Raw genomic sequence first — 26,220 nt, 5'->3', positions numbered from 1 at the left:
TTCGTGTTGCCGCTGTGGCAAAGGGGGAAATCACATGAAGAAGATTGCACTGGGAATCGCGTGCATCGGAGCGTTTGCTCTCTCCGGCTGCAACAAAACCGCCGAGGAAGCTGCGCCCACCGAAGCGGCCGCCTCGCCCGAGGCTTCGGAAGAAGCCAGCGCCGCGCCGTCCGAAGACGCCGCCGCCGCTGCCGCCGCCTCGGAAGGCGCCGCGGACACCGGCAACCCGGTTCCGCCCAAGGTCAACTGAAAGTAAACGCCGACTGGGTCGGGCGATCAATGAGCGGAAGTTCCGCCGATCGTCTCATTGATCCAGTCGGCGAATTTCGCCACCCGGGTATAGCGGCTGGGCAGGCCGTTTGCGCCGCAGGCGCCCCGGCTGACGATCCCGATCACGGTCGGAATGGTCTTGCCCTCATCTACCTCGTAGATCCGGCGGCCCGCCACGATCGTCCCGTCATAGGAAATGAGGGGACCGCCGCTATCCCCATGGCAAGCCTGCTGGCCGCTGGTGCCGGCAGCGCACAGGATCGAGTCCTTGCGATCGTCGAGAAACTGGGTCTGTTGCGTGCAGGCGGCGGCACTCTTCAGCTCCAGGCGGGCAATGTTGAGCACTGGCGATGCGCGCCCTCCGATCGGCGTCGTCCATCCCCAGCCCGTGACATAGACCGGCGCGCCATCGACGATCGGTCGTTCCGTGATGCCGGCCGGATCCAGCCGGATCATGCGGATCTTTCCCGGCGCGCCGAGCACGATCGGATGAAGGTAATCTATCTTCACCAGGGCGATATCATAGGCGAACGCGGACTTCGCATCGCCGGAATACTTCCCGTAGGGCTTCGTATCGATGATCCGGTACGCCAACCCTTCGGCTTTCGTCATGTCGGTCATTCCGAGGCGGACGGTATAGCCCGCCTCCTTGATGTCGATCGGGATGGGCTTGCTATCGTTGTCGGTCATCGAGTCGATCAGGCAGTGGGCCGCCGTGAGGATCCACCCTGTTGCGACCAGGCTTCCGCCGCACAGTACCCGGTCGCTTCCTGACAGCGAGCGCCCGGCGACATTGGCTGGGCGCTCGATCAGGGCCTGCCATGGCGCGCCGCCCTGGGGCACGGGGGCCCCGCCGATGGCGCCCGCGCAAACCTCTGACGGAAACGCTTCGTACAGCCGCCCGCGAAAGGCGAGCTCGGTCGCGCAGTCAATCTTGGCCGGGTGAACGCTGTCGTAGGCGAGTTCCAGCCGGTCGGTTTCAGGCTCGTAGTTTTCGTCGACTTCGGGAGCGGGAAGGCCGGGATCGCTGATCTGCAATTGGTCGAGTTTCATGCAAGCTCGTCCGACGCCGTGTTTGCAGGCCGATAGCAGCAAGGTCTGGACCTGGACGGGATCGCGGGGACCACCCTCTGCGCGATCGAACAAGTCCGCCGCCTGGAGGCATCGCTCGGGCGAGAACCGGCCACAGGCGCGCGCGGCGAACAGGCGGAGGCGGGCGAGATCCCGGCCCGGACCGTTGGTCGATGCGGCATTATCGATCAGCTCCGCCCCGGCGTTGCAGGAGAGCATGTCGTCGCGCAGGCAGCCAAGCTCGTAAAAGCGGAGCGCGGTTTCGTGGTCTCGGATGGGCAGATCCGCGTCGGCGTAGATGTCGCCGAGGTCACCGCAGCTTCTGCCGTCGGTCGTGGCGTCGTGGCAGTCGGCTTCAAGTTCATCCCTGTCGCGGACATCGTGGCCGATCCCGCAGCGGAGCGTTTCGGCAGCGCAGGAGCGCGCGATGGCCTGTCCGGCGATCCGGAAGTCGGGCGGGCCGGCCCGGCTGTCCAATGCGATCCGGCCTGCTGCAAAGCACGCCTCCGCAAGCCCGCCGTCGCACGTGGCGAGTAGCCAGCGTCGCGCTTCTCCCGCTTCGTTCGGCGATCCACCGCTGGTGGCGACTTGCGCGAAGCCATTGCAGGAATCGGACGCCTTGCCGGAACAGGCCTTCCGCAGCAGTGCGAGCGCCCGCGCTCGGTCCTGCCGCACGCCGTCGCCCGCTGCCAGCCAGAGGCCCCAATCCGCGCAGGCGAGGCTGCCCGATTGCTCGCATGTCCTCCTCGCAATCTTGAGCGCGCGGCTGCGCGCGGCCTGCGTTCCGCGCGCGTGCAGACTGTGCGCCCAATAGGCGCAGGCGGGGCTCTGACCCCCCTCGCAAGCCAACCGCGCGGCATCGTCGGCGATGACCTTGTCGTCCGGCAGGACCAGTTCAGAGAACCGCCAGCATGCGCTGTTGCGTCCGAGCCGGCACGCATCGAGATAGAGTAGGCGAGCGACGGCCGGCGCCTCGACCGAGCGGCCGTCGACCGTTTGCGCCATGAATTCGCAAGCCGCCGCGTCGCCTTTCCGGCAGGCGCTGTCGTCGACCATCATCTGGCCGTCGCGATCGAACACAAGCACCTCGGGAGATGCTGTTTCGGGCATTGGCGCGGCCGCCAGCCTCGCCGGAAGGCAGAGGAAGACGAACAGGAGCAGGGCCCCGAGCCATTTCGACGGGATCGGTGTCACGATGCAGCCTCTCTCGCTGGTCTCGTGGACACGATGGCGCATGATTCGCGCGGCGCTGTCAAGGCTCCGCGTGGGGCGTGGCCTGCGACCTCTTCCCTTGCGCAAGGTCCGGATTCGAGCAGCGCAGGCGAACCACCGCCGGGGGCGCGGCGCCGCCATGTTCCCGGCGCAAGCGATTCCGATTGTGTAAGTGCAGGTCAAATCGTGCGCCGGATTGCGGCAATCCGGCAGAGACGGTGCCGGCCTCGGCCGGTGTCCCAAAATAATACATAAATAAAACAGCTTCTTATTGCATTTCCTTAACGTTAGTTAGTGGCGGCTGCGTGCATCTCCTTATGTGTCATGTGTGAATTAATCGTCATTATAACGAAATAGGCGGCACCTAACCGGACAACGTCGACGGCCTTTCGGTCGCCGTACTTGGGGCGTGGGGGCGCGTCGTTCTGTAATGGTCAGGAAGCCGGTTGTCCTGCTGCAGGAAGCCGACGTCACGCGACGTCGGATGATGGAGTTCAACCTCGAGGTGGAGGGGTTCGCGGTCGTTGCGCCGCGCGACCTGCCCGAACTCGAACGCCGCGTCTGCGATGCGGACATCGATCTGGCTGTGCTCAACTGGGATGGCGCCGATCGCCAGGTCCTCAACGCGCTTCAGGCGCTGAAGTCGGCGCAGGCGGCGCGCTATGTCCCGCTGCTGGTGATCGGTGGCCCGGTGTCCGAGGAGGATCGGCTGGTCGCCTACGAGGCCGGCGTCGACGACATCATGGTCAGTCCGTTTTCGGTCGCCGAGCTTCTGGCGCGCATCCGGGCGATCCTGCGCCGCACGTCGCCCGAGCTCGGCGGGCGCATCGTTCGCGCGGCGGGGCTTGCGCTCGACGTCGACAGCGGTCGCGTGACCCGCGACGGCAAGGACGTGCGGCTGAGCCAGACCGAGTTCCGCATCCTGCAGTACCTCATGGAACACGTCGGCAAAGTGCGCACGCGCGAGCAGATCCGCGCTGCGGTGTGGGAAAAGCCGGGCCAGGTCGAGATCCGGGCGATCGACGTGCGGATCACGCGGTTGCGGCGACAGCTGCGGATCGCCGGCGGCAGCGAGCTGATCCGCACCATACGGTCGATCGGCTATGTCCTGACCGACGAGCAGCCCCGCGTGCAATGGGAACGCGCGGCGGCCGATGCCGTGCTCTCCGGGGTGTGATCCCGCGCGACGTGCTCAGCTGACCAGGCGGCCGATCGTGTCGCGGTCGAGCGTGCCGGTCGGAGCAATTCCGCTGGCGCTCTGATAGGCGCGCACCGCGTCCGACAGCACGGCGGGATCGTCGGCATCGTCGGCGCGGCCAAGAAAGCCGAGGGCGACCAGCTTCATCGCGATCCGCCGCATCGTGGCGCTGTCGGTCTGTGGCTGTCCGGAAAGCGCGAGGTCTGCCGGTGCCGGGCCCGCCGCTGCAGGCGCAGGCGCAGACGCGGGCGAAGCAGGCGAGCGGAGCGACGGCGCAGCGACCGGCTCTGCCGCTCCGACGCCGGTATCGCTGGTGTCCTCGCTTGCCGCGCGCGCTGCCTCGCCGATCGAGACGCTGGCGGTTGCGGGCACGCGCGCAGCGGACGGGGACGCAGGTTGTTCGGGCGCGCGCAGTGCCTCCTCGGGCCACCCCGCGGCGTCATCGCTCTGGTCGTGACGCGCCTGCTTCGTCGCCTGGTCGAGCAGCGGCGAGGCCGCCGTCGCCGCCTGCGCAGCGGCATGGGATGGCGGGAGCAGCACCCAGGCCGATGCGACCGTGGCGAGGTGCAGGGCCCGGTTCAGGCGAAGGACCCGTCGACCGGGCAGGCGAACGGCCGTGCTCAATTGCCGCCGAAAGTGCCGGTCGCGGTCACGGTGCCGGTGTTCGTGCCCGAGATCGTGTTGCCATTGATCGAGTTCTGATCGCCGGTGATCTGGTTGTACACGCAGTAGCCGCAGGAGCTGATCGAGCGGTACATCGTGGTGACCGACTTGCCGATGGTTTCCTGCTGGGCGTTGACGCCTTCGGTCTGGTGGAGCTGGGCCGACGCGAGGGCGCGGGCCGAACCGCCGTTGTAGCCGAGCGTGCCCCATGCGGCGGCGGATTCGCCGGCGATGGCGGGGCTGGCGAAGGCGCTGGCGAGCAGCGTGGCCGAAGCGGCGACAGCCGCGAACTTGCGAAGCTTCATGTGCATGGCTCCTGGTACTGACGCTCAGCCCTTGGGCTTGGTGTTGATGGCGAGGCCCGACTGCAGGCCGGTCGCGGTGATGGTGACGGTGCCGGTGGCGCTCGATTGCTCGCCGTTGATCGTCCCGGTCGAGCTGACCGAGCCGGAATTGCTGGCGTTCATCTTGAGGTTCGAGATCGACACGGTCACCGTCCCGCCGTTCTCGCCGGCGCCGCCGGCCAGGGCCTGGCGGGGATCGTAGCTGACGATCGCACCCTGCGAGACGAGGCTGATGGCGTTGCCCGACCCGCTGAGGATCTCGGGATTGTTGATGCTGCCGTTGAGCACGACGTTGCCGTTGTTGATCGCGGTCAGCGTCGCTTCGTCGTCCGCGACGATCTGCGCCTGGGCCGGAAGCGCGGACAAGACGCCCCACAGTGCAGTGGCGATGGCGATGGCGCGAGGCCAGACGAATCGTTCGAGAGCCATGGGTCGTCTCCGGCGGGGCATGAAGAAAAGCATACAGAAATGTCTTAACAACGAAAAGGAGGGGCGCAGGGCCCCTCCTTCCCATTTTGCAACGGATGCCGTTTTCGGGCGATCCGAACGCTGTCTTACTTGGTGAACAGCGAGAAGGCCTGCGAGGCCGACGCACCGATCGCAGCAGCCGAAACGCTGTTGCTGACGCCACCGTCGATCTGCGGAGCGGTGAGCGTCGAACCGACGTTCACGTTCGCATAGTTGACCGACAGGATCGCCGGAGCAGCCGAGTTGATCGTGTTGGCGATCGAGCTGCCACCGCCCGAGTAGTCGTTGACCGAGAACGACATCGAGGCCGACGAACCGATACCGGCGACGCTGATCGAGTTGTTGGCGCCGTCGGCGCCGATCTGGGCCGCAGCGATGTCGGTGTTGTTGATCACGGCTGGCATGAGACCGTCGGCAACGCTGTCGACGGTGATCGGGGTGGCGCCGGTGGGGTCGGTCAGGTCGGCGCCGTTCAGCGACGTGATCGTGAAGGTGTCGCTGCTGGTGAAGGCGCCGTCGTCGCCGACGACGGTGTTGAAGTTGGCGACGTTCGAGACGTCACCGCCGTAGACGGTGGTCGAGTACGAAACGCCGGCCGACGAACCGATGGCCGACGAAGAGGCCGAGTTCGAGTTGGTGCCGTCGATCATGTTGGCCGAAAGGCTCGCCGGGGCGAGGGCGGTCGGGTCGGTCAGATCGCTGAAGTCGGCGGTCGGGCCGGCGACGATGACGTTCGACTGGTTGCCCGAGAACACGGTCAGGCCAGCGGCGGCGTTGCCGGTCGGGTCGAGGCCGTCGCTGTTCACGCCGAAGTTGAACGTGGCGGTTTCCGAACCGTCGAGGATCATCGTCGAGGCGCCAAGGCTGGCCGACGAACCGATGGCGGCGGCGCTGACCGAGTTGCTGTTGCCGCCCATGTCGGCGGTGCTGATGTTGGTGGAGTTGCTGACCAGGCCAACCGCGGTGTCGCCGTCGGTGTTCAGGATCAGGTTGTTCTGCGCCTTGATGTCGACGCCGCCGATCGTGTAGTTCGAAACCTGCTCACCACCGAGCACGGTGACCGAGGCGTTGACCGAGCCCGAAGCGCCCAGCGCAACGCGCGAGATGCTGTTGCTGGTGCCGTTGGCGATCGAGGCGTCGCTGATTTCGCCGAAGTTCTGGACGTTGCCGAACGAGTTGGCGCTGACCTGAGTGTTGTCGCCGTTGCCGACGATCTGGGCGGTCAGGCTGCTGTCGGTCGAACTGGTGACGGTGAACGAAGCACCGGCGCTGGCGCCGAGCGCGGTGGCCGAGATCGAGTTCTTCTGGCCATCGGTGATGATCGCGCCAGCGGTGCCGTCGGTGGCGGTGGCCGAGTTCATGATCACGTTGGCGGTGCTGTCGGCGCTGCCGTTCTGCGAGGTCACCGAAAGCGGCGCGGCGGCGTTGTCGATCGTCCACGTGTCGGCGACCTGCGCCTGGGCGGCGGTGCTCGCGAGCAGAGCGGTCGCGCCGAGCAGCGCGAACTTCATCTTGTTGATGTTGGTCACGTTAATACCCCTATTGTTCTTGGTAAAAACCCCGTTCCTAGCCCCGTAGGTACTAGCACGTGCCCATTGGCCGCCTTCCTTGAAACAACGGTGACTCAATGGAGAATCGGGCGTTCTATTTGCTTAATAATTCTGAAACTTTCTCGGCCCGAAATTTACCAAGATATTGAAATTTAGGGTATTTATCGATCTGCGCTCCGGTCTGTCCCGGCGCCTTGCGGTCCTTGCTCAGGGCTTAACACTGGGCGCCTGCGGCGGCAGCGCGGGCGTTTCCGGAGCCTTTTCGGGCGCGGGAAGGGGCAATTGTGTAGGGGCAGGCACGGTTGCCTGCGGAGTCGCCATCGTCTGCGGTACCGGGGTGCTGCCCTTGCCCGACCTGCTGCCCGCACCCTGCTTTTCGTACTGCTCGACTTCCTTCTGGTTGATCGCGCGGTGATAGCCCTTGAGCGTCTCGACCATCCGGCGGCACTGGTCGGGCACGATCGGCATCGCGGCAAGGACGTCGGCCACCGACAGCGCGACGACGTCGCGGGTGGCTTCCTGCAGGCGCTGCTGGTCGCTGAAGCCGAGCGTGCCGGTCACCAGCGTGCCGTTGCCGCCGCCGACGATCCGCGCGATGCCGAGCCCGCCCGAGCGGTAGTAGATCTGGCGGTTGAGCGAACTGATCGCCATCGTCATGCGGTCGCCCGGCCGGTACATTTCGGCCGAGACCTCGAGCGAGGCGCCACGAACGTCGTAGTACGGTCCGATCCCGCCGACGCGAATGTCCATCGATGGGCCGCCGATGAAGTCGAGCGCGGTGAAGGCGGTCGAGATGATGAAGTTCGGCGCGCGGCTCTGCTGGGCCTGGGCCAGCGATTGTTCGAGGCCCGGGCCACCGAACTGGCGCAAGGCGCGCTCGGTGTTGAGCTCGTAGTAGTTCATCGCGAGCCCGCCGGCGCGGATCACCGATTCGGCAGCCCAGATCGCGGCAGTGCCCTGGGGCAGGAACGAGCCGGTGGCGCCCTCGTAGCCATAGGAGGTCTTTCCGGTGCCGTCCGAATGCACCGCAATGCCGAAGCGGATCTTGTTGAGCACATGGCTGTCGCGCATGCAGGTCAGCGCCTTGACGATCTCCTCGCTCGGCAGGCTCTGCTGCGGCGGCGGGGCTTCGGTCACCTTGATCCGGTTGCGCCCGGTCAGGGGAATGCCGCAACCGGCCAGCGACACAAGCGCGAGGCCGGCCATGGCGAAGCGAAGCGCGCGCAGTACAGGCTTGCCATCGCGGGCAGGGGTGCCGACGGGAGATGCTGTCAGGGTCATGGGGATCCGTCTGTCTGGCCGGCGCCAAGTCATCTCGGCGGCGGGAACCTATCCGCGCAATTGGGCGATTGTATTGCAGTTACATGACGTATTGGTGGCGAACCGTCGTGACAACGGTGGACCACGATCAGGCTGGCTTCCGCTTGTCCGCCAACCGCACCGAGCACGAGCCGAGATACGTGTTCTTGAGGTCGAACGTCGCGAGGTCGGCAGCTGTCGTAACGAACAACTGCGCGGTTTCCTTCGCGGCATCGACATCCGAGACGATCAGCAGCTTCGACAGCCCGCCGTCCATCGGCATGGTCAACTCCACCCGCTCGGGCCACAGGTCGATCACCCGATCGAAGCGGCCGAGCGTTCCGCTGGTCACGCCCGAAGGATCGGCCACGATGCGCGTGCGCGGATCGACCGGATCGGCCGGCTCGGTCGCGTCGGGCGGCGGCGTGGTGCGCGTGGCGATCGGGGGCAGGCGCAGGACAAGCTCGCCGAACCGGTCGAAGGTAATCTCGCTGCGATCTTGCTGCTTGAGCGGATCGAGATTGGTCGCGTGGCCGAGCTGGCAGGTCAGCACCCGGTCCGGCAGGCGTGCGGGCGCGTCCGCGGCGAGCGAACTGCCGGCCGACGCGAGGAAAAGAAGCAGCGGCGCCAAGGCCCTGCCGGTCATGCGTTTCGTGCTATCGTTCATCAGCGTCATCCCGTCGCGGCGGGCGCTAGCGGGATTGCATGACTATTGCGTGACGCAATGGCGACGGGACTGTCCGGAAACTGTCGCAATCGACTTCTAGCGCAACCGCATGGACGGGTCCCGAAACAGGAATCGGCGCTTTGCCGCGCTCTTGCTTGCGTTTCTCCCGTTGCTGTCGGCGCCGTCCGCCGTCCGCGCGCAGGATCTTCCGATCCCGAGTGCCGATTCGGCACAGGCCGGAGACGAAGCCGATCGTCGCTGCCTGACCCTGGCGATTGCCTACGAGGCCGGCAACGAGCCGCTGGCCGGGCGCGAGGCGGTGGCCGAAGTGGTGCTCAACCGGCTTGCGCATCCCGCCTTCCCGAAGTCGGTCTGCGGCGTCGTGTTCCAGGGCTGGCGGCGCGCGACCGGGTGCCAGTTCACCTTCACCTGCGACGGGGCGCTGCGTCGCCGGCTGCTTCCCCAGACCCTTGCCGCCGCGCGCGCGGTGGCCGACGCGGCCTTGTCGGGTAGGTTGCCGCACCGCGTCCCGGGAGCGCTCAATTACCACGCCGACTACGTCCGGCCCTACTGGGCCCCGACCCTCGACCGCGTGGCAAAGCTCGGCGCACACATCTTCTACCGCCCGCTGCAAGGGGGCGTGCCGGTGTCGGGCAAGGATCGGGACTGGTCGCAGGACGAGCCCGACCAGGAGCTCGTCGCTCGCGTTCTCGGGCTTGGCGAAGCGGCGCGATACGCGGCGGCGACGCCGGCGCGCCAGGTGGGCACGCCTTCGGGCGACTCGAAAACTTTCGCGCCCTGGGGGCTCACGCTGGTCCGATAAAGGGGGGCAGGCTGCCGCTGCGCGGCGTCGATCCGGCCGGACCTTTCAGCGTCCCCAGAGCGGAATGTAGGGGTGGCTGCGCTTGCCCGTCAGGGTGACGACCTGGACGCGTTCGGCCCGGGCATCGCCGGAACCGCGCGCGGTCACGCGGATCATCACGTTGCGATCCTTCCATATATCCGGATCGTCGAGCGCGATTGCGACCCGCTGTCCGGCAAGTTCGCGGCGGCGCTGGATGATTTCGGGCGAATCGTCCCGCCCGTCGACCATTGCCCGGATCGCGATCGGATTGGCGAACCGGCTGTCGAAGGCCGCCGAGCCGCCATCGACGGTGGCGACTTTCGCGATCCTCTCGACCAGCGCCGGCGTGAAGCCGCGGACGTCGCCGAGCTCCTCGACGGTCCGCGGGCCGTCGTTGCGCGCCGAGAGTCCGCGCGGATTGTAGTACTCGCTCTCCACGCCGTTGTCCTGCGTCTGGTCGTCCTGGTCGACCCAGTCCGCGAACGATGCGGCGGCAATGGCGCGCTGCGTTTCGGGAACACCGAAGGCTTCGAGCAGCCAGCCCATGTTCTCGCCGTCCATGCGGTTGAGCATGACCTTGCCGCGCTCGTCCTCGACGACGATATCGAGCGGGACGCCGTGGAAGCTCACGTGCTCGACGCGGCCGTCGATGGCCCACTTGGTGCCGACGCCCTCGCCGGTGAGGCCCGAAAGCGCGATCTGCAGCCCGGCGTCGGCGGCGGCGCCGAGCCGCGCGGCTTCGGTGTCGGCCGTCAGGGTCTCGATCCTGCTCGCGGTCGACTGGATCATGGTCGCCGCGATCGCCGCCATGATGCCGATCCCGGCCACGACCGCGACCATGGCATAGCCGCGATCGCGCCCGCCGGGACCGATGCGGCGGCGCGTCCTCACGGAATGCGGCCCTTGGTCTTGAACGGCTCGAGCGTGCTGATCTTGGCCCGCATCTCCTCGGTGATCGCGCTCAGGTCGTCGGGCGAGCGCAGGACATGCGGCTTGATCAGCACGATGAGTTCGGTCCTGCGCTGGGTGTTCGACGTGCTGCCGAACAGCAGGCTGCCAAGGACCGGGATGCGCGACAGGATCGGCAGCCCGGACTTGTCGAAGCTCTGCGAATTGCGGAACAGACCGCCCAGCGCGATCACCTGGCCGTCCTGGACGGCGACCGTGGTGGAGATCTTGCGGGTCGAGATCGTCGGCGAGTCGATGTCGGACGTCTTGGTCGAGTTGACGTCGCTCACCTCCTGCGCGACGTCGAGCAGCACCGACCCGCTCGCGTTGACCCGCGGGGTGATCTTGAGGATCACGCCGGTGTCGCGGTATTCGATCGCATTGACCACCGGAGCGTTCGAGCCGATCGTGCTTTGCGAGCTTTGCGTCTGGACCGGCACCTGGTCGCCGACCTGGAGCGCGGCGGTCTGGTTGTTGAGCACGAGCAGCTTCGGCGCCGAGACGACGCGGACGTTGGTGCGGGATTCGAGCGCGTTCAGCGTTGCCGAGATGTCGTTGTTGTTCGAGTAGAAGTACGAGAAACCGGGAACGATCCGGGTCGGGTCGACGCTGTCGGTGCTCTTGGTCAGGGCGAAGTTGGAATCCCCGGCCTGGAAGTTCCACTGAACACCGTAGCGCAGATCGTCGTTGAGCCCGACCTCGGTGATGGCAGCCTCGATCATGACCTGCATCGGCGCGACATCAAGGCGGCGCAACGCGTCTTCGACGATGCTGTAGTCGTGGTTCGAGCCGTAGATGACCACGGCATTGTTGATGTCGTCGGACGAGACGCGCACGCGAAGCTGGCTCGGATTGCCCGAACCGCCGTCGTTTCCTGCAAGGCCCACCGGGCGACGGGGTCCGGTCACGTTCTGCCCCGGGGCCGGGGCATCGATCCCGTCGCCTCGCGATTGCGTGCGATTGACTCCGTCACCGCCCTGGACGTCGGAGCCGTCGCTGTCGCCGCTGCCGCCCCCACCAAAGCCGAAGGTGCTGTTAAGCGTCTTGACCAGGTCCTTGGCGCGGCCGTTCTGGACGCGATAGACGAAGAGCCGGGGCTCGTTGTTGGTCCCCTCGCGATCGAGCACTTCGACCCAGCGGCGCACGTCCTCGAGATACTGGCGCTGGGCGCTGATCGCGATGACTCCGTTGAGCTTGTCCATGCCGATCAGGCGGACCATGCCGCGCGTCGGCGCGTCGGGCGCATTGATCAGCCGCTCGAGCTCGGGGACGATCAGCCGGCTGTCGGTGCGCTGCGGGACATAGAGCGCGAAGGACATCGAGCGCAGCCAGTTGACGTCGAACTGGGCGATGATCTCGTGCGCCGCCTTGCGCTGGGCCGCGGTGCCGGCAAGGACGAGGGCGTTGCGCCCCTCGTCGACCTGCTGGACCGCACCGGGCACCACGCTGTCCATGAGCTTGCGCAGTTCGGCCGCGTTCGCGAACTGGAGGACGATCGTCTCGGTGCCGAAACCCCGGTCCGGCAGGAACGAGGTTCCCTCCGCGCTCGCCTGGGCAACAGTCATGATGCGATAGCCCGACCCCTGCCAGACCATCGCCAGGTTGGCCTTCTTCAACGAGGCCTCGAACAGTTCCAGCAGCTGCGTGCGATTGACCGGTCCGGGCGTGGAGAGCCCGACGTCCACGTCACCGTCGACGCTGACCGAGTAAGGGATGCCGAGAGTGTCGCCGAGGACAATGCGGGCGAGCGTGCGCACGTCGGCGCTCGGAATGTTGAATTCGATGTTGCCCTTCGGCGGCTGGCGCGTGGGCGAGCGCGGCGCGGTTGGCGGGGGGGCTTCGCCCCCGACGATGGTGGTCTCGACCCCATCGATCCGCGCGGCCGGCGCAGGCGCCGGGGGAAGCGGCTTTGCCCGCTCGACAGGCTGCACTTCGCCGGCAGGAGCAGCGGCCGTCGCCGACTGCTGCGCGATGAGGAGCGCCAGCGTGAAGGCGACGGTAAGAATGGGGGGCTTGCTGGTCACTGGTCGCTCTCGCTGCTGTCGCTGTCGCCATCCTGCGCCGCTGCCTTGGCGCCGAATGCTGCGGTTATCGTCTTGCCGTCCTTGCGGAACCTGGCTGCGTCCTGATCGATGGCGAGGAGCCGCCAGCCTTGCCAGCTTTGCCCCGGCGCCATCCGGACGATGCGTCGTTCCGGCGTCCGCAGCAGCAGCGTACGGCGCCCGCCGGTGCGCATCGCGCCGAGCACGAATGCGCCGCCGACCGGGCCTTCGGGCACGGCCGCGCCTGCTTCGTCGCCCGATGGCGTCGCGCCCACCAGCCGGGTAGGACTGAACAGCGACGCGCGGTCGGCGAGCGACGGCGCGGGAAGATCGGCGATATCGGGCAACCGCCAGTCCGGGGCGCGACCGGCACCATTGTCGGGCGGTACGTCGTTCGGCAGCGGGAGCGCGAGTTGCAGGCCGGCGGCGACCGCCAGCACGGCGGCGCAAGCAGCCGGCAGCCCTGCGCGATTGCCGCGGTCAGGGATTAAGGAAAGGAGCTGAAGCTTCAAGTCTGACATCGATGACATCCGATTTCGCGTTTCCGAGCGCTTCGTCGGCGATGATCGTCATCGCATCGACCGCAACCGCGGGGCGCATCTGGTTCACAAGCTCGAGCAGGCGGGGAAGCTGGCCGTGCGGCATGCGCGCATCGACCGCTGCATGGGCGCCATCGGTCTCTCCGGGAATGCCTTCCGAGGCCTTGACGTCGCCGCCTGTCGCAATCACCGCCGCCTCGATCCTGGCTCTGAGCATCTCGTTGGCTTCGTCCGCGTCGGGCGCCACCATGAAGCGCCGCCGCATTTCGGTCTGCTGCGCCTCGGCTTCGTGCTGGAGCACGCCGACCGCGGCAATCCTGCGTTCGTTGGCGTGGAACACCTGCGCCAGCATCTGCCTCTGCCGGTCGCGGGACGAAAAGCCTTCGATGATCGGAGTGACCAGCAGCGCCAGCACGCCCGCCACCGCGACGACGAGGATCAGGACCGCGACGAGCCGGCGCTCGCGCGTCGACATCTGTCTCATCGATTGCCTCCCTGTCGCAACTGCGCGCTGAGGTCGAAGGGCTTGCCCGCCTGGGTGACCGCGATCGTCTCGGCGCGGTTGGCGCGGACCGCGACGAAGGCGCCCGACTGCTTGAAGGCCGCCACCACGTTCGTTCCCTGTCCGGCGAAGCCCGAGACCCGCAACTTCTCCCCATCCCACTCCATGCGCTGGACCCATGCCGCATCGGGGACGGATGCATAAAGTGCCGCCAGCACGCGCAGCGGTAGATGCTTGCGCCTGCGTGCATCGAGCGCTTCGACCATCTGCGCGTTGCCGTGCAACCGGTCCTCGATGCGCCGGACCACCATCAGGGCGGGGTCCTGCGCATCGACGAGTGCCTGCAGGTGATCGACCTGCTGCCGGTCGCGCAGGATGGCGATGCCCACATTCGCGAGCACGAGGATCGCGACAAGGCTCCACCAGAAGCGCCGCGCCTGCGAGCGCGGAGGAAGCAGGCCCGCAGCCCGCATCGCCGGGGCAAGATCGAACGAAAGCGTTTGCTCGTCGTCAGCCAGCGGGCCGAGACGGCCTACGGTTATCCCCGCAGCCAGCAGGGCGGTTGCGATTTCGGATGCATCCTTGCGGGTCATCGCCCCGACACGCACCGCGATCGTGTCCGGCTGCGGGCCGGGGCCGGCAATGGCAACTCCGGTGACGATCGTGTCGCGCTCCAGCGGCATGATCCGGTCGAGATCGAGATCGACCAGCGCGACAAGATCGCGCAGCGCCATGCGCGGCAGCACGATGTGTCGCACGAGGCACATTTCGGCGGGCACGATGACGACGTCCGCCGATGGATCGCTGGCGACGACGACCCGGTCGCGCTCCACCCGGTGCCAGGCGGTCAGGCTTTCGCTGCGCACCCACTGTCGCGGGAGCATCGCCGTCAGCTCGTCGATCCACCAGCGCCAGCCTGCCCGCGCATAGCCGGCAAGGGTGGTCATATCGGACTGCAGCAGGTCGGACAGGTTCACGTATCCGCTCCGCAATTTCGGTCGCTCGGGCAGGGGGCGGTCTGTCCCGACAGGATCTTGACCATCATGGTCGGCCAGGTGCGGCCGTCGCCGGCAGGAAAGCCGATCCTCAGCCGCACGAGCTTGGGCAGGTCGCGCCGGCCCGACCAGCCCACCTGCCACATGTCGCGGCGGGTGATCCGGTCCTTGCCGAAATAGTCGATCTGGATCCAGTCGACATCACGGACCAGCGCCACGTCCTTCCAGCCGTCGTTGATCCCCATCTGCGGATCGATGCCCGACAGGGTCGGCGCGGAATAGAGCGTCAGCACGCGCCTCGGCGAAAGCGCGATGCGATACTGCTGCAACATGTGCGGCCCTTGCGAGTCCACCGGCGGGGCAACGAAGGTCAGCTCGCGCGCCGAGCCGTAGAAGACGAGCGTGTCGCCGAACCCTTGTGCTTCGTTGAGCGCATGGGTCTGCTCGATCCGCCGGCGCAGCAGCGTCTGCGCCTGCACGATCTCGAACGTGCGGGCATCGCGCTCGGTCCCGGTGCGATCGAGCCGCGTCTCGAGGTCGATCACCGCGAGCACCAGGCTCGAGACGAGGCCGAAGACGAACAGGCTGACCAGCGCCTCGACCAGCGTGAAGCCGCGCCGGTCCTCCCGGCCAGCCCGGCCAGCCCGGACTTGGGGCAGGGTGCTCGTCACGACGAGCCCTTCATGCCATCGAGCCGGGCGAGCACGACGCCCGATCGCGCGTCGGTAATCGTGACCCGCACTTCGCGCAAGGTGAGGCCGCCGTCGTTCTCGCCGTTCCAGTTCTGGATCGACACCGCCCACGACAATGCGCCATCGCGCCCGCGTGCGGCAATCGGCGCGACCGGGCTGTCGACGGTGCTGGCTGCAAGAACCGATCGCGCCAGCAGCAGCGCTGCGCGCTGGTCGCCCGACCGCGCCGCCGCACCGCCCATCTGCCAGACGGTCTCGAACACGACGCCCGCCATGATCGCCACGATCGCGAGGGCAATCAGGGCCTCGACCATCAGGAACCCTGCGCCTGCGCGGTGGGACGCGATTGGGCGGCGGTCAGGCATCGCCGGGCCTCGCGTCGCGGACGATGCCGTTGTCGCCTTCGATCACGTAGAGCGTCGGACCCTGCGGCGCATCGAGGCGGACCTGGCCGGCAAGGACAGTGCCGTCGGGGTAGAACAGGATCTGTGCAGGACGCATCGCAACGGTGATCCGTCCTTCGGCGCCGAGCGGAAAGCGGCCGTCGTCATTCACGACGAGGGCCGCGCCGCGGTCCGTGGCGGCCAGCACACTGGGCTCGCCCCGGCGCTGCGCGGCGGCGCGCGCGGCGGAGACCGCTGCCGCCACCTGGCCCCGCGCATGGCGCAGGGCGATCGCGTCGCGCGCCCGCTCGATCGAGGGGTAGGCCAGCCCGGCGACCAGGGCGACGATCGCGAGCACGACCAGCGCCTCGATCAGCGTGAAGCCGTGTTCGTGGCGCTTGCCGCCGATGGAGGAGTACGGGCGCACGGCGGGGCTTACCAGTTGCCGAGGTCCTTGGACTCGCCATCGCCGCCTTCGGCATTGTCCGAGCCGTAGGTGTAGATGTCGATCTCGCCGTGCTTTCCGGGGTTGGCGTAGCGGTAGGGCTGGCCCCAGGGATCGGTCAACGCCGAGGCGTTGGGCAGGTAGGGACCGCGCCAGTTGGTCATGCCCTGCGGCTGCGTGACCAGCGCATTGAGGCCCTCCTGCGTGGTCGGGTAGCGACCGGCATCGAGCCGCAGCAGCTTCATTGCCGCGTCGACGTTCTTGACCTGCACCTGCGCGGTCTCGCTCTTCGAGCTCGACAGGTACTTGATCACCTGCGGCCCGACGATCGCATAGAGCAACCCCAGGATCGCGAGCACCACCAGCAGTTCGAGCAGGGTGAAGCCATTGGCCTTCTTCATGTTGTCTTCGGTCATTGTGCCACTGCCAGATCGTTGAAGCCGAGAATTGCCGCCATGATCGAGGCGACCATAGCCGCGACCATGACGCCGAGGGAGACCACGATCGCGGGAGTCGCGATCGCGATGGCGCGTTCGAGACGCACCTTGACGTCGCGGTCGAGCACCGTGGCGAGGCGGCCGAGCATCGGTCCGAGTTGCGATGTCTCTTCGCCGGTGCGGATGAAGCTGAGCGCCATCGGACCCAGCACGCGCCGCTCGGCAAGCGGTGTCGTCAGCCCGCCGCCCTGGCGGACGAGGTCGGCGACTTCGCCGACGCCGGCATTCATGAAGCGGTTCTCGATCGTCCGTCGCGCCAGCACCAGCGCCGCCGGAAGCGGCACGCCTCCATCGATGAGCGCGCCGAGGGTGCGGGCAAAGCGCACGGATTCGATGTTGCGGACGAGCGTGCCCAGTTGCGGCACGTCGAGGACGATCCGGTCGAGCGTGGCGCGGGTCGCGGGCTGGCCGAGCGCGGTGCGGATGGCAAAGAATCCGGCGCCCACGACGGCGAGGAGGACGAGGCCGTTGTCGCGGACAAAGCGGCTAAGACCCATCACTGCGCGCGACGCCGCCGGCAGCTTGCCGGGCGGAGCGGACGCGAACAGCGGCTCGAACTGCGGCACGACGAACAGCAGCATCAGCAGGATCACGCCGAGCGCGATCGCGGTAAGCGCGATCGGATACGTCATGGCCGAGGCGATCATGCGGCGCTGCTCGTCGGCCTGCTCCAGCATCTGGGCAAGGCGCGCCATGGCCTGGCCGAGTTGGCCGTTCGCCTCGCCCGCCTCGGCGAGCGCGGGCGCAAGGCCCGGAAACAGCGACCCTTGCGCGCTGAGCGCCGCCGACAGCGGCGCGCCTTCGCGAACCGCGGCCAGCACTTCGGCGAGCCGCGGCTGCAGCGCGGGGTCGGAAACGTTGTCGACCGCAATCGCCAGCGCACGGTCCAGCGGAAGCCCGGCCTGGAGCAGGACGCCCAGTTCGGCGAAGAAGTTCGTCGCAAGGCGCCGCGCCTTGCCGTCGGCGCGCCTGCCCGACCGGGCCGCAGCCGCCTTGCCCTTGAGCTCGACGACTTCGATCGGCTTCATCCCGCTTTTGCGCAGCGCGGCGACCGCGGCGTCGCGCAGGGCTGCCTCGATCTGGCCGGCGACTTGCGCGCCGGACCGGTCGAGCGCGCGGTAGCGAAACGTCGTCACGCGCCTCAGTCCTCGCTCGAAACGCGCAAGACTTCCTCGAGCGTGGTCAGGCCGCGGCGCGCCTTGTCGACGCCATCGCTGCGCAACGTGCCGAAGCCGGCCTTCGCGGCCGCCTGCGCGATCTTGCGCGTGTCGGCGCGATGGAGGATGAGCTGCGACAGATCGGCGTCGATGCGGATGAACTCGAACACCGCCATCCGGCCCGAATAGCCGCTGTTGCGACACTCCGGGCAGCCGACGGGGCGGTAGAACGTGCGCCAGCCATCCTCGCCATCGCCCTTGGCGACGCCGAGACGCGCAAGCACCGACTTGTCCGCCTTGAACGGCTCGCGGCAGTGCGGGCACAGCCGGCGCACGAGGCGCTGGGCGAGCACGCCGGTCAGCACGCTCGAGAGCAGGAAGGGTTCGACGCCCATGTCGAGCAGGCGCGTGACCGCGCCCGCGGCCGTGTTGGTGTGCAGCGTGGAAAGGATCATGTGCCCGGTCAGCGCCGCCTGGACCGCGATCTGCGCGGTTTCGGTGTCGCGGATCTCGCCGACCATCATCACGTCGGGGTCCTGGCGGAGGAACGAGCGCAGCGCCGAGGAAAAGGTGTAGCCGATGGTCGGGTTGACCTGGCTCTGCACGACGCCGGGCAGCCGGTATTCGATCGGGTCCTCGATCGTGGTCAGCTTGCGCTCGTGCGAGTTGAGATGGGCGAGCGCTGCATAGAGCGTGGTCGTCTTGCCCGATCCGGTAGGACCGGTGACCAGCATGATGCCGTGCGGCTGCGACAGCGCATCGAGGAATTGTGCTTCAAGATCAGCGTCGAAGCCCAATGTCTTGGGATCCAGCGCGAGGTTCGACTTGTCGAGAATGCGCATGACGACGCTCTCGCCATGGATCGAGGGCGCGGTCGCGACGCGCAAGTCGATCTCGTGCCCGCGCACGGTCAGGCGCAGGCGGCCATCCTGCGGCAGACGGCGTTCGGCGATATTGAGGTTCGCCATGACCTTGATGCGGCTGACGATCGGGGCGCGCATCGCGGCGGGCTTCGGGCTCATCTCGCGCAGGACGCCGTCGATGCGGAAGCGGACCGCGAGGCGATCGTCGGTCGGCTCGAGATGGATGTCCGACGCCTTGGCGTCGACCGCATCGGCGATAAGCCGGTTGACCGCGCGAATGACCGGGGCGTCGCTGACCAGGTCCTTGAGGTGTTCGAGATCGGCTTCGTCGACCTCGTCCTCGACACCCTCTTCGGTTTCGGTGCGGTAGAGCCGGTCGATCGCGGCATCGATGTCTCCCCCGCGCGCGATCGTGCGCAGGACCGGACAGCCGGCGGCAAACCCGATCCCCGCCACCGCCTCGTCGTCGAGCGGGTTGGCCATCGCCACGCGCAGGTAGCTGCCGTCGAACGACAGGGGCACGATCCTGCGGTCGCGCAGGAACGCGGTCGAGACGTCGGCAATCGCCGGCGCGGCATCGGGGAAGTGCACGGCATCGATCAGGGGGAGGCCGGTCGCGCGCCCGAGGGCCTGCGCCAGTGCATCTTCCGAGACCAGGCCCAGCCGCGTTGCGACCTTGTCGAGCGTCTCTCCGGTTTCGGTCTCGACCAGGATGGCGCGCGACAGCGCCTCGTCCGACAGCGAGGCCTCGCGCCGCAGCACGTCCGCCAGCCCGGAGCTTGCAGGCGCGGGTGATGCCTTGGCGGCATCGGCGTGATCGGCAAGCGGTGGCATTTCGTCCGTGGACCCAAGACAGCGAGCGGGATGCCGTCATGCGGCCCCTCCGGCGCCCGTTTATGCGCAGGATGTGACAAATTGATTTCTAATTCGCGTCGCGCCTCGCTGCGACGATGTGCAGGAAATTAATTGTATTTCTCCCGATTCCAAAAGCTTGCGACCCTGTTTTGTGCGTTGCGGCGAGGCTGGTGGGGCATGGCAAAGCAAACTCGTCTCAAAAATTTCACATTGAACGACCAATGCCGCCGGGGAGGAATCATAAGGCATTTCTTCCATGTGGCGGGGCGATGTTCACCAAAGTTAATATCAAGCCGGGTAATGGCCTTCTGGTTCTCGGCGTTGCAGCGGCGGCTGCTTCGCTGACGCCCTGCTCGCGCGCTCTTGCCCAGGAGCAGGCCGGCGGCAGCTTCAACGTGGATTCGATCGAGGTGGTGGGGGCGACCGTGCTCAGCCCGACCGAGATCGAGGACATTGTCTATCGGTTCACCGGAGAAGGCCGCACGGCGGCGGACATCGAGGCGGCGCGCAAGGCGCTGCAGGATGCGTACGCCGCGAAGGGGTTTGAAGCCGTCGTCGTGGATATCCCGGCGCAGGACGAAGCCTACCAGCGCGCCGGCATCGTGCAGATCCGCGTGGCCGAAGCGCCGGTGGGCGAAGTCCGGGTCGCTGGCGCGAAGCATCATTCGGTCGAGGCGCTGCGCGAGCAGCTTCCCGCGGTGCAGCCGGGCAAGCCGTTGAACCTCAAGGACCTGCAGACCCAGTTGGTGCAGGCGAACCGGATTCCCGATCGGCAGGTCCAGCCGAGCTTCCGCCCGAGCAAGACCGATGGTGCGATCGATGTCGAACTGAAGGTCAAGGACCAGCTCCCGCTGCACGGGAGCCTCGAACTGGGCAACGACAACAGTCCGAACACCCGCCCGCTCAGGTTGGCGGCCTCGCTGCGTTACACCAACCTCTGGGGTGCCGGGCACACCGTTTCCGGCTCGTACATCGTGACGCCGCAGGACCGGTCGCAGACCGAGGTCTTTTCCGGCTCCTACAACGCGCCGATCCTCGGTTCGCCTTGGTCGGTGGTGGTGTTCGGCTACAAGTCGAACAGCAACATCGCCGCGCTCGGCGGGACCCAGGTTCTCGGCAACGGCTGGCAGGTCGGCGCCCGCGCGATCTATCGGATCTCGGGCGAGCGCACCGACCAGTCGTTTTCGGTCGGGTTCGACTACAAGGATTTCAAGCAGGACATCCTCATCGCGGGCAAGGTCGCGAGCCAGTCGCCGATCCGCTACATTCCCGCGGTTCTCGGCTATTCGTGGTCCTACGTCGGCGACAAGTCGCAGATCGACGTCAACGTCAACGGAACCTTCGGCCTGCGTGTCGTCAAGCGGCTGGAGCCCTGCGCCTTCCAGGACAAGGACGGCAAGTGCATTCCCGAGGACCAGTTCACGCTCAAGGACTACAACGCGTTCGAGAACTTCGCGCACCTGAACGTGGATTTCACCGGGACGCAGTTGATCGCCGACGACACCAGCCTGATCGTCAAGCTGGCCGGTCAGTATGCCGATAGCCACCTCGTCTCGAACGAGCAGTTCGCGATCGGTGGCGAGACCACGGTGCGGGGCTACTTCCAGTCGGAATCGGTCGGCGATCGCGGCATCGCCGCGTCGCTGCAACTCGACGGTCCCTCGCTCGCGACATCGTTGCCCGATTTTGTCGGCGAACTGCGGCCCTTCGTTTTCCTCGACAGCGGCATTGTCAGCCTGATCGACCCGCTGTCGGACCAGGAGTCGACATTCCGGCTCGCCGGCGTCGGCGGGGGCATCCGCTTCCGCTTGTTCAAACATCTCTCGGGCGGCGTCACCGTTGGCGTCCCGCTCATCAGTCGATCGGACTCCCGCCGTGGGGACGCGCGGGTCACATTCTCAGCCAGGGGCGAATTCTGATGGCCAAGACAAACTTCGGGCGCGAACGCCGGGTTCTCAAGAACCTCGTTGCCTTGCTGTGCCTGGTGCTCGCAGGGATCGCGACGCCAGCCTCGGCCTGGTGGAACAAGGACTGGACCTACCGCAAGGCGGTGACGGTCGACACCACGACGACCGGCGCCAACGTCAGCGGCCCGATCGGGCGCTCGCTGGTGCTGATCCGCCTGCACAACGGCAACTTCACCTTCACCGACTCGCTCGAGAACGGCGCCGACCTGCGCTTCGTCGATACCGACGACAAGACGCCGATGGCCTATCACATCGAGAGCTTCGACCCCAAGTCGGGCGTCGCCACGGTCTGGGTTTCGGTGCCCGTCCTCAACGGTGGCGAGAAGAAGCAGATCTGGCTCTACTTCGGCAACCAGAACGCGCCGGTCGGCGAAGACGCCAAGGGCAGCTTCGATCCCGACTACACGGCGGTCTATCACTTCGGCGAGAAGCCCGGCGAGGCGAGCAAGGATTCGACCGCCAACGGCAACAACGCAACCAACGCGCCCGCCGGCGTCGAGGACAGCGCGATCATCGGCCACGGCGCGCACTTCGTCGGCCAGGGCGGCGTGACGATCGAGCCCAATCCGTCGCTGGCGATGACCGCCGGCGCGCCGTTCAGCTTCACCGCCTGGATCAAGGCCGAGCAGCTTTCGGGCGAGCAGCAGATCCTTGCCCGCGGGCCGCTGGTCATCGGCATTTCGAACGGCATGCCGTTCGTGGCGCTCGGCGGCGCGCGCGCCGCGGCGAGCGCGCCGGTCAAGCAGAACGACTGGACCCACCTCGGCGTCGTTGCCGACGGCCAGACCGTGAAGATCTACGTCAACGGCGTGGAAGCCGGCGCTGCCTCGGCTGCGCTGCCGGCCATCGACGGTCCGATCACGCTGGGCGGCAACTTCGTCGGCGCCCTCGACGAAGTGCGGCTGTCGAAGACCGCCCGCCCGGCCACGATGATGATGGCGATGGCCAATTCCGAAGGGCCGTCGAACAAGATGGTCGCCGTGTCGGAAAGCGCCGAGAAGGCCGGCGGCAGCGCCAACGTCATCGGCTTCATCGTCAGCAAGCTGGAGCCGGTCGACGCCGTGATCATCGCGCTGTGCATGATCCTGCTCGGCCTCGCGATCTGGCTGATGGTGGCCAAGGTCCGCTACCTGAACGCGGCCGAGAAGGCGAACAAGCAGTTCTTCAAGCGCTTCGGCGAAATGCACGAGAACCTCGTGCCCGTCGCGGACGTCGCCGGGGTCACGCCCCAGGAAGCCGGCTACATCGCCAAGTCCTCGCCGATCGCGCGCCTCTACAACATCGGCATCGAGGAACTCGACGTCCGCCGCAAGGCGCTCGGCACCCGCCCGCTGTCGGGCGAAGCCGTCGAGGCGATGCGCGCGGCGGTCGACGCGCAGTTCGTCGAAGAGAACCAGAAGCTCGACAAGATGATGGTGATCCTGACCATCGCGATCTCGGGCGGTCCGTTCATCGGCCTGCTCGGCACGGTGATCGGCGTGATGACCGTGTTCGGCGGCGTGGCGATGGCGGGCGACGTGAACGTGAACGCGATTGCGCCGGGTATCGCCGCCGCGCTGCTCGCCACGATCGCCGGCCTTGCCTGCGCCATTCCGTCGCTGTTCGGCTACAACTACCTCAACGGCCGGATCAGCGCGCTCGCCGACCAGATGCGCGTCTTCATCGACCGCCTGATCACCCGCCTCGCCGAAATGCAGGCCGATGCCGCCGAGCTGCGGCAGGCTGCCGAATAAGGAGCGCGGGACATGCAGGTAGGTGGCGGCCGCAAGGCCTACGACGACATCAACATTACCCCGATGCTCGACCTCGCGTACGTGCTGCTGGTGATCTTCATCCTGATGGCGACGGCCTCGGTGCAGGGCATCAAGGTCGATCTGCCCAAGGCCAGTTCGGCCAAGAGCCTCGTCCAGCCCAAGACCATAGCCCTGACCGTGAACGATCAGGGCCAGGTGTTCATGGACGCCTTCCCGGTCACGCTGCCCGATCTCGAAACGCGCCTGCGCAATGCCAAGGCGTCGAATCCGGACGTGCCGATCGTGCTCAAGGGCGATACCACGACGCAATACGGCAAGGTGATGGAAGTGCTCGACCTTTGCCGTCGGCTCGACCTTTCCAAGGTCGGCCTCGTCACCGGCAAGCCCGGCGCCTGACGGACCTGTCGTGGCTTCCGCCTCCTCATCAGCGCCGCCTCCGGCTTCGGGTGACGGCTTCGATCCCGATGCCAAGCCGCCGGTGCTCAACCGGCTGCTGCCGGTGGTCGCGGTGGTGCTCCTCGCGCTCGCGGCGTGGTGGCTCTACGGCCAGATCACGGCGACCGGGACCGTAAAGGTCGACAACGAGCCGCCGGCGATCAAGGCGGAGATGTTGCCGCCGCCGCCCCCGCCGCCGCCACCTCCGCCGCCGCCGGACCAGCCTCCGCCGGACAAGCAGCCCGATCCCAACCCGGCGCCCGCTCCCGAGCCTGCACCGGCGCCCGATCAGCCTGCGCCGATGAAGATCGACGGGCCCGCACAAGCCGGCACCGACGCGTTCGGCATGAGTTCGGGCAAGGGCGGCGGCATGGGTTCGGTCGGCGGGACGGGAACCTGCGTCGGCCCCACCTGCGGTGGCGGCGGCGCCCCGATCGCGACCGGCTTCTACACCCGCTATCTCTCGGGTGCGTTGCAGGACCGCATCCAGGACAACGACAAGGTCAACCGCCAGATATTCACCGCCGATTTCTCGGTCTGGATCAACGGGGCAGGGCAGGTCACCAAGGCCGAACTGCTGCGTTCGAGCGGCAATTCCAAACGTGACCAGGTCCTCCTCGCCATTCTCGAAAGCGTGCGGGGGCTCGATGCGCCGCCTGCCGCGCTCCGTTTTCCCCAAAAGATCACCGTGAGGGGCAGCCGTGGCTTCTGACCCCGCTGCCCGTGCCCCGAGGGGCGCCATGACAAACCGGAGTATTCCGATGCGTAGCACGCTTCACCGTTCCACCGCCCTGGCGCTTTCCATTGCCGGTCTGTTTGCCGCCGTGCCGGCGATCGCGCAGACCGATGCCGCCGCCAGCGCCGCGCAGCCCGCCGCCGCGGCCGCGCCGTCGCCTGATGCGATGACGAACCTCATTCGACTGCTCGTCGCCAAGGGCACGTTGACCCAGGCCGACGGGGATGCGCTTCTTGCCCAGGCGCAGAGCGAAGCCGTCGCCGCCCGCGCCGCGCTGATCCCGCCGCCTCCGCCGCCGCCGCCTGCCGGCGCCGTTCGCGTCGCGCATGTGCCCGAGACGGTCCGTGCCCAGATCCGCGACGAGATCCGCCAGGAAATCATGGCGCAGGCCGCGACCGAAGGCTGGGTGACGAAGGGCCAGGCCGCGCCGGAATGGACGCGCAAGGTTCGCCTGTTCGGTGACGTGCGCGTCCGCTCGCAATCGGACCTCTACTCGAAGCTGAACTCCGACCAGATCATCGACATCGGCCGCCTCAACGGCAATGGCCCGGTCGATCTGGCGCAGCTCTCAAGCTACGACTTCCTCAATTCGCGCAAGGATCGGGTCAACCGGCTGCGCTTGCGCGCACGTCTCGGGATCGAGGCGAACGTACTCGAAGGCGTGACGGTCGGCGCGCAACTCGGCACCGGCGACGACAACAGCCCGATCTCGGAAAACGTCAGCCTGGCCGGCGGCTTCGCCAAGCGCGACGTGTGGCTGGACACCGCCTTCCTGCGCATCGAGCCGACGCGCTGGGCGCGCCTGACCTTCGGGCGCTTCGACAACCCGTTCAGCTCGACCGACATCCTCTACGACAACGACTTGCGCTTCGACGGCGTTGCCGCGCGCGTTGCCTATGATGGCGTGACCGGCGAAGGCTCCAGCGTGAGCCTCACGGGCGGCGCGTTCCCGATCGACAATGGCGCGTCGAACTATCCGGCCAACTCGACCACCAAGCTCAACTATCCCAGCAAGTGGCTGTTCGCCGGTGAGCTCGCCTACCGGGGCGACGTGACCGACGACATCTCGGTCCGGGCGAGCGCCGGCTTCCACAGCTTCAAGAACGTGCAGGGGCGGCTGTCCGAGCCTTGCAACCTCGACACGGGCAACTTCTGCTCGACCGACGGGTTGACCCCGACCAGCCTGCGCAAGGGCAACACGGTCTTCACGATCCGCAATCTCGTTGCGAACTCGACCGGAGTCTATCCGCAGCTGTTCGGCCTGAAGTTCGACTACGACATCCTCGACCTCAATCTTTCCACGCGGGTCAAGATTTCGGACGAGGTCGGCGCGCGTCTGTCGGGCAACTACATCAAGAACCTGGGCTTCAAGAAGAAGGACATCTGTTCGGGTCTCTACGACAGCGACAAGGCGTTCCTTGTCGAGCCGTTCAACAACTACGGCAACGACGGCAACGCCAACCGTCACGTCTGCACCAAGACGAACCCGACCAGCTTCATCGGCGGCGATACGGCGTGGCTGGTCAACGCGCGGATCGGGCACGACCAGGTCGACAAGCAGGGCTCGTGGTCGGCCTTCGCCGAGTATCGCTATGTCGAAAGCGACGCCGTGCTCGATGCCTTCACCGACAGCGATTTCCACCTCGGCGGGACCAACGCCAAGGGCTACATCCTCGGCGGCGAATACGGGCTGCGCGATGGACTCGCCATCGGTGCGCGCTGGCTGAGCTCCAACGAGATCGCCGGCGAGAAGCTGGCGATCGACGTGCTGCAGATCGACCTGCGCGCGCGCTTCTGACCTTACGCTTGTTCATCAGGGACCAC

26 protein-coding genes are annotated in these 26,220 nt (G+C 67.1%); 8 read left to right on the top strand and 18 right to left on the bottom strand.

Going from position 1 to position 26,220, the window contains the following annotated elements; all coding sequences use genetic code 11:
- Positions 1-34 precede the first annotated feature (34 nt).
- Positions 35-250, top strand: a complete 216-nt coding sequence (locus K3A85_RS11220) for a hypothetical protein (RefSeq protein ID WP_225206593.1) — start codon at positions 35-37, stop codon at positions 248-250.
- A 26-nt stretch (positions 251-276) separates the two neighbouring features.
- Here the strand turns inward: K3A85_RS11220 and K3A85_RS11215 are convergent, their stop codons facing one another.
- On the bottom strand, positions 277-2,577 hold the full coding sequence (locus tag K3A85_RS11215) for a trypsin-like serine protease (protein ID WP_225206592.1): 2,301 nt from the start codon (positions 2,575-2,577) through the stop codon (positions 277-279).
- Between the two features lie 406 nt (positions 2,578-2,983).
- Between K3A85_RS11215 and K3A85_RS11210 the strand changes: the two genes are divergently transcribed.
- A complete protein-coding gene (locus K3A85_RS11210; RefSeq protein ID WP_225206591.1) occupies positions 2,984-3,730 on the top strand; it encodes a response regulator transcription factor in 747 nt (248 codons plus the stop codon).
- 15 nt (positions 3,731-3,745) lie between these two features.
- On the opposite strand, the gene K3A85_RS11205 is transcribed toward K3A85_RS11210, so the two are convergent.
- From K3A85_RS11205 to K3A85_RS11180, 6 genes are all read right to left on the bottom strand, one after another.
- A complete protein-coding gene (locus tag K3A85_RS11205; RefSeq protein ID WP_225206590.1) occupies positions 3,746-4,375 on the bottom strand; it encodes a peptidoglycan-binding domain-containing protein in 630 nt (209 codons plus the stop codon).
- Complete coding sequence (locus K3A85_RS11200) at positions 4,372-4,719, bottom strand: hypothetical protein (protein WP_225206589.1); 348 nt, start codon at positions 4,717-4,719, stop codon at positions 4,372-4,374. The genes K3A85_RS11205 and K3A85_RS11200 overlap by 4 nt, the downstream gene beginning before the upstream one ends.
- Before the next feature lie 24 nt (positions 4,720-4,743).
- Positions 4,744-5,187 (bottom strand): hypothetical protein, encoded by a 444-nt coding sequence (locus K3A85_RS11195; protein ID WP_225206588.1) that lies wholly within the window; start codon positions 5,185-5,187, stop codon positions 4,744-4,746.
- A gap of 125 nt (positions 5,188-5,312) precedes the next feature.
- Positions 5,313-6,755, bottom strand: a complete 1,443-nt coding sequence (locus tag K3A85_RS11190) for a beta strand repeat-containing protein (RefSeq protein ID WP_225206587.1) — start codon at positions 6,753-6,755, stop codon at positions 5,313-5,315.
- Positions 6,756-6,983: 228 nt separating this feature from the next.
- Positions 6,984-8,057: a hypothetical protein gene (locus K3A85_RS11185; RefSeq protein ID WP_225206586.1), complete on the bottom strand. Its 1,074-nt coding sequence runs from the start codon at positions 8,055-8,057 to the stop codon at positions 6,984-6,986.
- Positions 8,058-8,184: 127 nt separating this feature from the next.
- Entirely contained in the window at positions 8,185-8,742 is a 558-nt protein-coding gene (locus tag K3A85_RS11180; RefSeq protein ID WP_225206585.1) for a hypothetical protein, read from the bottom strand.
- A 169-nt stretch (positions 8,743-8,911) separates the two neighbouring features.
- Between K3A85_RS11180 and K3A85_RS11175 the strand changes: the two genes are divergently transcribed.
- Positions 8,912-9,565 carry a cell wall hydrolase gene (locus K3A85_RS11175; protein WP_225206584.1) on the top strand — a complete coding sequence of 218 codons (654 nt, stop codon included), beginning with the start codon at positions 8,912-8,914 and terminating at the stop codon, positions 9,563-9,565.
- Positions 9,566-9,610: 45 nt separating this feature from the next.
- On the opposite strand, the gene K3A85_RS11170 is transcribed toward K3A85_RS11175, so the two are convergent.
- From K3A85_RS11170 to K3A85_RS11120, 11 genes are read right to left on the bottom strand one after another with little or no spacing between them, the layout of a single operon-like run.
- Entirely contained in the window at positions 9,611-10,477 is an 867-nt protein-coding gene (locus K3A85_RS11170) for a type II secretion system minor pseudopilin (protein ID WP_225206583.1), read from the bottom strand.
- Complete coding sequence (gene gspD / locus K3A85_RS11165) at positions 10,474-12,558, bottom strand: type II secretion system secretin GspD (protein ID WP_225206582.1); 2,085 nt, start codon at positions 12,556-12,558, stop codon at positions 10,474-10,476. The genes K3A85_RS11170 and gspD overlap by 4 nt, the downstream gene beginning before the upstream one ends.
- A complete protein-coding gene (locus K3A85_RS11160) occupies positions 12,555-13,016 on the bottom strand; it encodes a hypothetical protein (RefSeq protein WP_225206581.1) in 462 nt (153 codons plus the stop codon). Before K3A85_RS11160 ends, gspD begins: the two co-directional genes overlap by 4 nt.
- Positions 13,017-13,056: 40 nt before the next feature.
- Entirely contained in the window at positions 13,057-13,599 is a 543-nt protein-coding gene (gene gspM / locus K3A85_RS11155) for a type II secretion system protein GspM (RefSeq protein WP_225206580.1), read from the bottom strand.
- Positions 13,596-14,594, bottom strand: coding sequence for a PilN domain-containing protein (locus K3A85_RS11150; RefSeq protein WP_225206579.1), 999 nt, complete (start codon positions 14,592-14,594; stop codon positions 13,596-13,598). Before K3A85_RS11150 ends, gspM begins: the two co-directional genes overlap by 4 nt.
- Positions 14,591-15,283, bottom strand: a complete 693-nt coding sequence (locus K3A85_RS11145) for a PulJ/GspJ family protein (RefSeq protein ID WP_225206578.1) — start codon at positions 15,281-15,283, stop codon at positions 14,591-14,593. The genes K3A85_RS11150 and K3A85_RS11145 overlap by 4 nt, the downstream gene beginning before the upstream one ends.
- Entirely contained in the window at positions 15,280-15,618 is a 339-nt protein-coding gene (locus K3A85_RS11140; RefSeq protein WP_225206577.1) for a hypothetical protein, read from the bottom strand. Before K3A85_RS11140 ends, K3A85_RS11145 begins: the two co-directional genes overlap by 4 nt.
- Before the next feature lie 43 nt (positions 15,619-15,661).
- A complete protein-coding gene (locus K3A85_RS11135; RefSeq protein WP_225206576.1) occupies positions 15,662-16,114 on the bottom strand; it encodes a prepilin-type N-terminal cleavage/methylation domain-containing protein in 453 nt (150 codons plus the stop codon).
- An 8-nt stretch (positions 16,115-16,122) separates the two neighbouring features.
- Positions 16,123-16,548: a type II secretion system major pseudopilin GspG gene (gene gspG, locus K3A85_RS11130; RefSeq protein WP_225206575.1), complete on the bottom strand. Its 426-nt coding sequence runs from the start codon at positions 16,546-16,548 to the stop codon at positions 16,123-16,125.
- Entirely contained in the window at positions 16,545-17,765 is a 1,221-nt protein-coding gene (locus tag K3A85_RS11125; RefSeq protein ID WP_225206574.1) for a type II secretion system F family protein, read from the bottom strand. Before K3A85_RS11125 ends, gspG begins: the two co-directional genes overlap by 4 nt.
- A 5-nt stretch (positions 17,766-17,770) precedes the next feature.
- Entirely contained in the window at positions 17,771-19,483 is a 1,713-nt protein-coding gene (locus K3A85_RS11120) for a GspE/PulE family protein (protein ID WP_225206573.1), read from the bottom strand.
- Positions 19,484-19,773: 290 nt separating this feature from the next.
- Here K3A85_RS11120 and K3A85_RS11115 point away from each other — a divergent pair, with 290 nt between their 5' ends.
- Genes K3A85_RS11115 through K3A85_RS11090 form a run of 5 tightly spaced genes read left to right on the top strand, consistent with a single transcriptional unit; the run spans position 19,774 to position 26,194 of the window.
- Positions 19,774-21,423, top strand: coding sequence for a ShlB/FhaC/HecB family hemolysin secretion/activation protein (locus K3A85_RS11115; protein WP_225206572.1), 1,650 nt, complete (start codon positions 19,774-19,776; stop codon positions 21,421-21,423).
- Entirely contained in the window at positions 21,423-23,204 is a 1,782-nt protein-coding gene (locus K3A85_RS11110; protein ID WP_225206571.1) for a DUF2341 domain-containing protein, read from the top strand. Before K3A85_RS11115 ends, K3A85_RS11110 begins: the two co-directional genes overlap by 1 nt.
- A gap of 12 nt (positions 23,205-23,216) precedes the next feature.
- Positions 23,217-23,621 carry an ExbD/TolR family protein gene (locus K3A85_RS11105; RefSeq protein WP_225206570.1) on the top strand — a complete coding sequence of 135 codons (405 nt, stop codon included), beginning with the start codon at positions 23,217-23,219 and terminating at the stop codon, positions 23,619-23,621.
- 10 nt (positions 23,622-23,631) lie between these two features.
- Positions 23,632-24,372 (top strand): TonB C-terminal domain-containing protein, encoded by a 741-nt coding sequence (locus tag K3A85_RS18140; protein WP_318248083.1) that lies wholly within the window; start codon positions 23,632-23,634, stop codon positions 24,370-24,372.
- A 49-nt stretch (positions 24,373-24,421) separates the two neighbouring features.
- Positions 24,422-26,194: a putative porin gene (locus K3A85_RS11090; RefSeq protein ID WP_225206569.1), complete on the top strand. Its 1,773-nt coding sequence runs from the start codon at positions 24,422-24,424 to the stop codon at positions 26,192-26,194.
- Positions 26,195-26,220: the final 26 nt, after the last annotated feature.

The organism is Novosphingobium huizhouense (assembly GCF_020179475.1).
Taxonomy (GTDB): Bacteria; Pseudomonadota; Alphaproteobacteria; order Sphingomonadales; family Sphingomonadaceae; genus Novosphingobium; species Novosphingobium huizhouense.
This window is presented reverse-complemented; position numbering and strand designations above follow the sequence as displayed.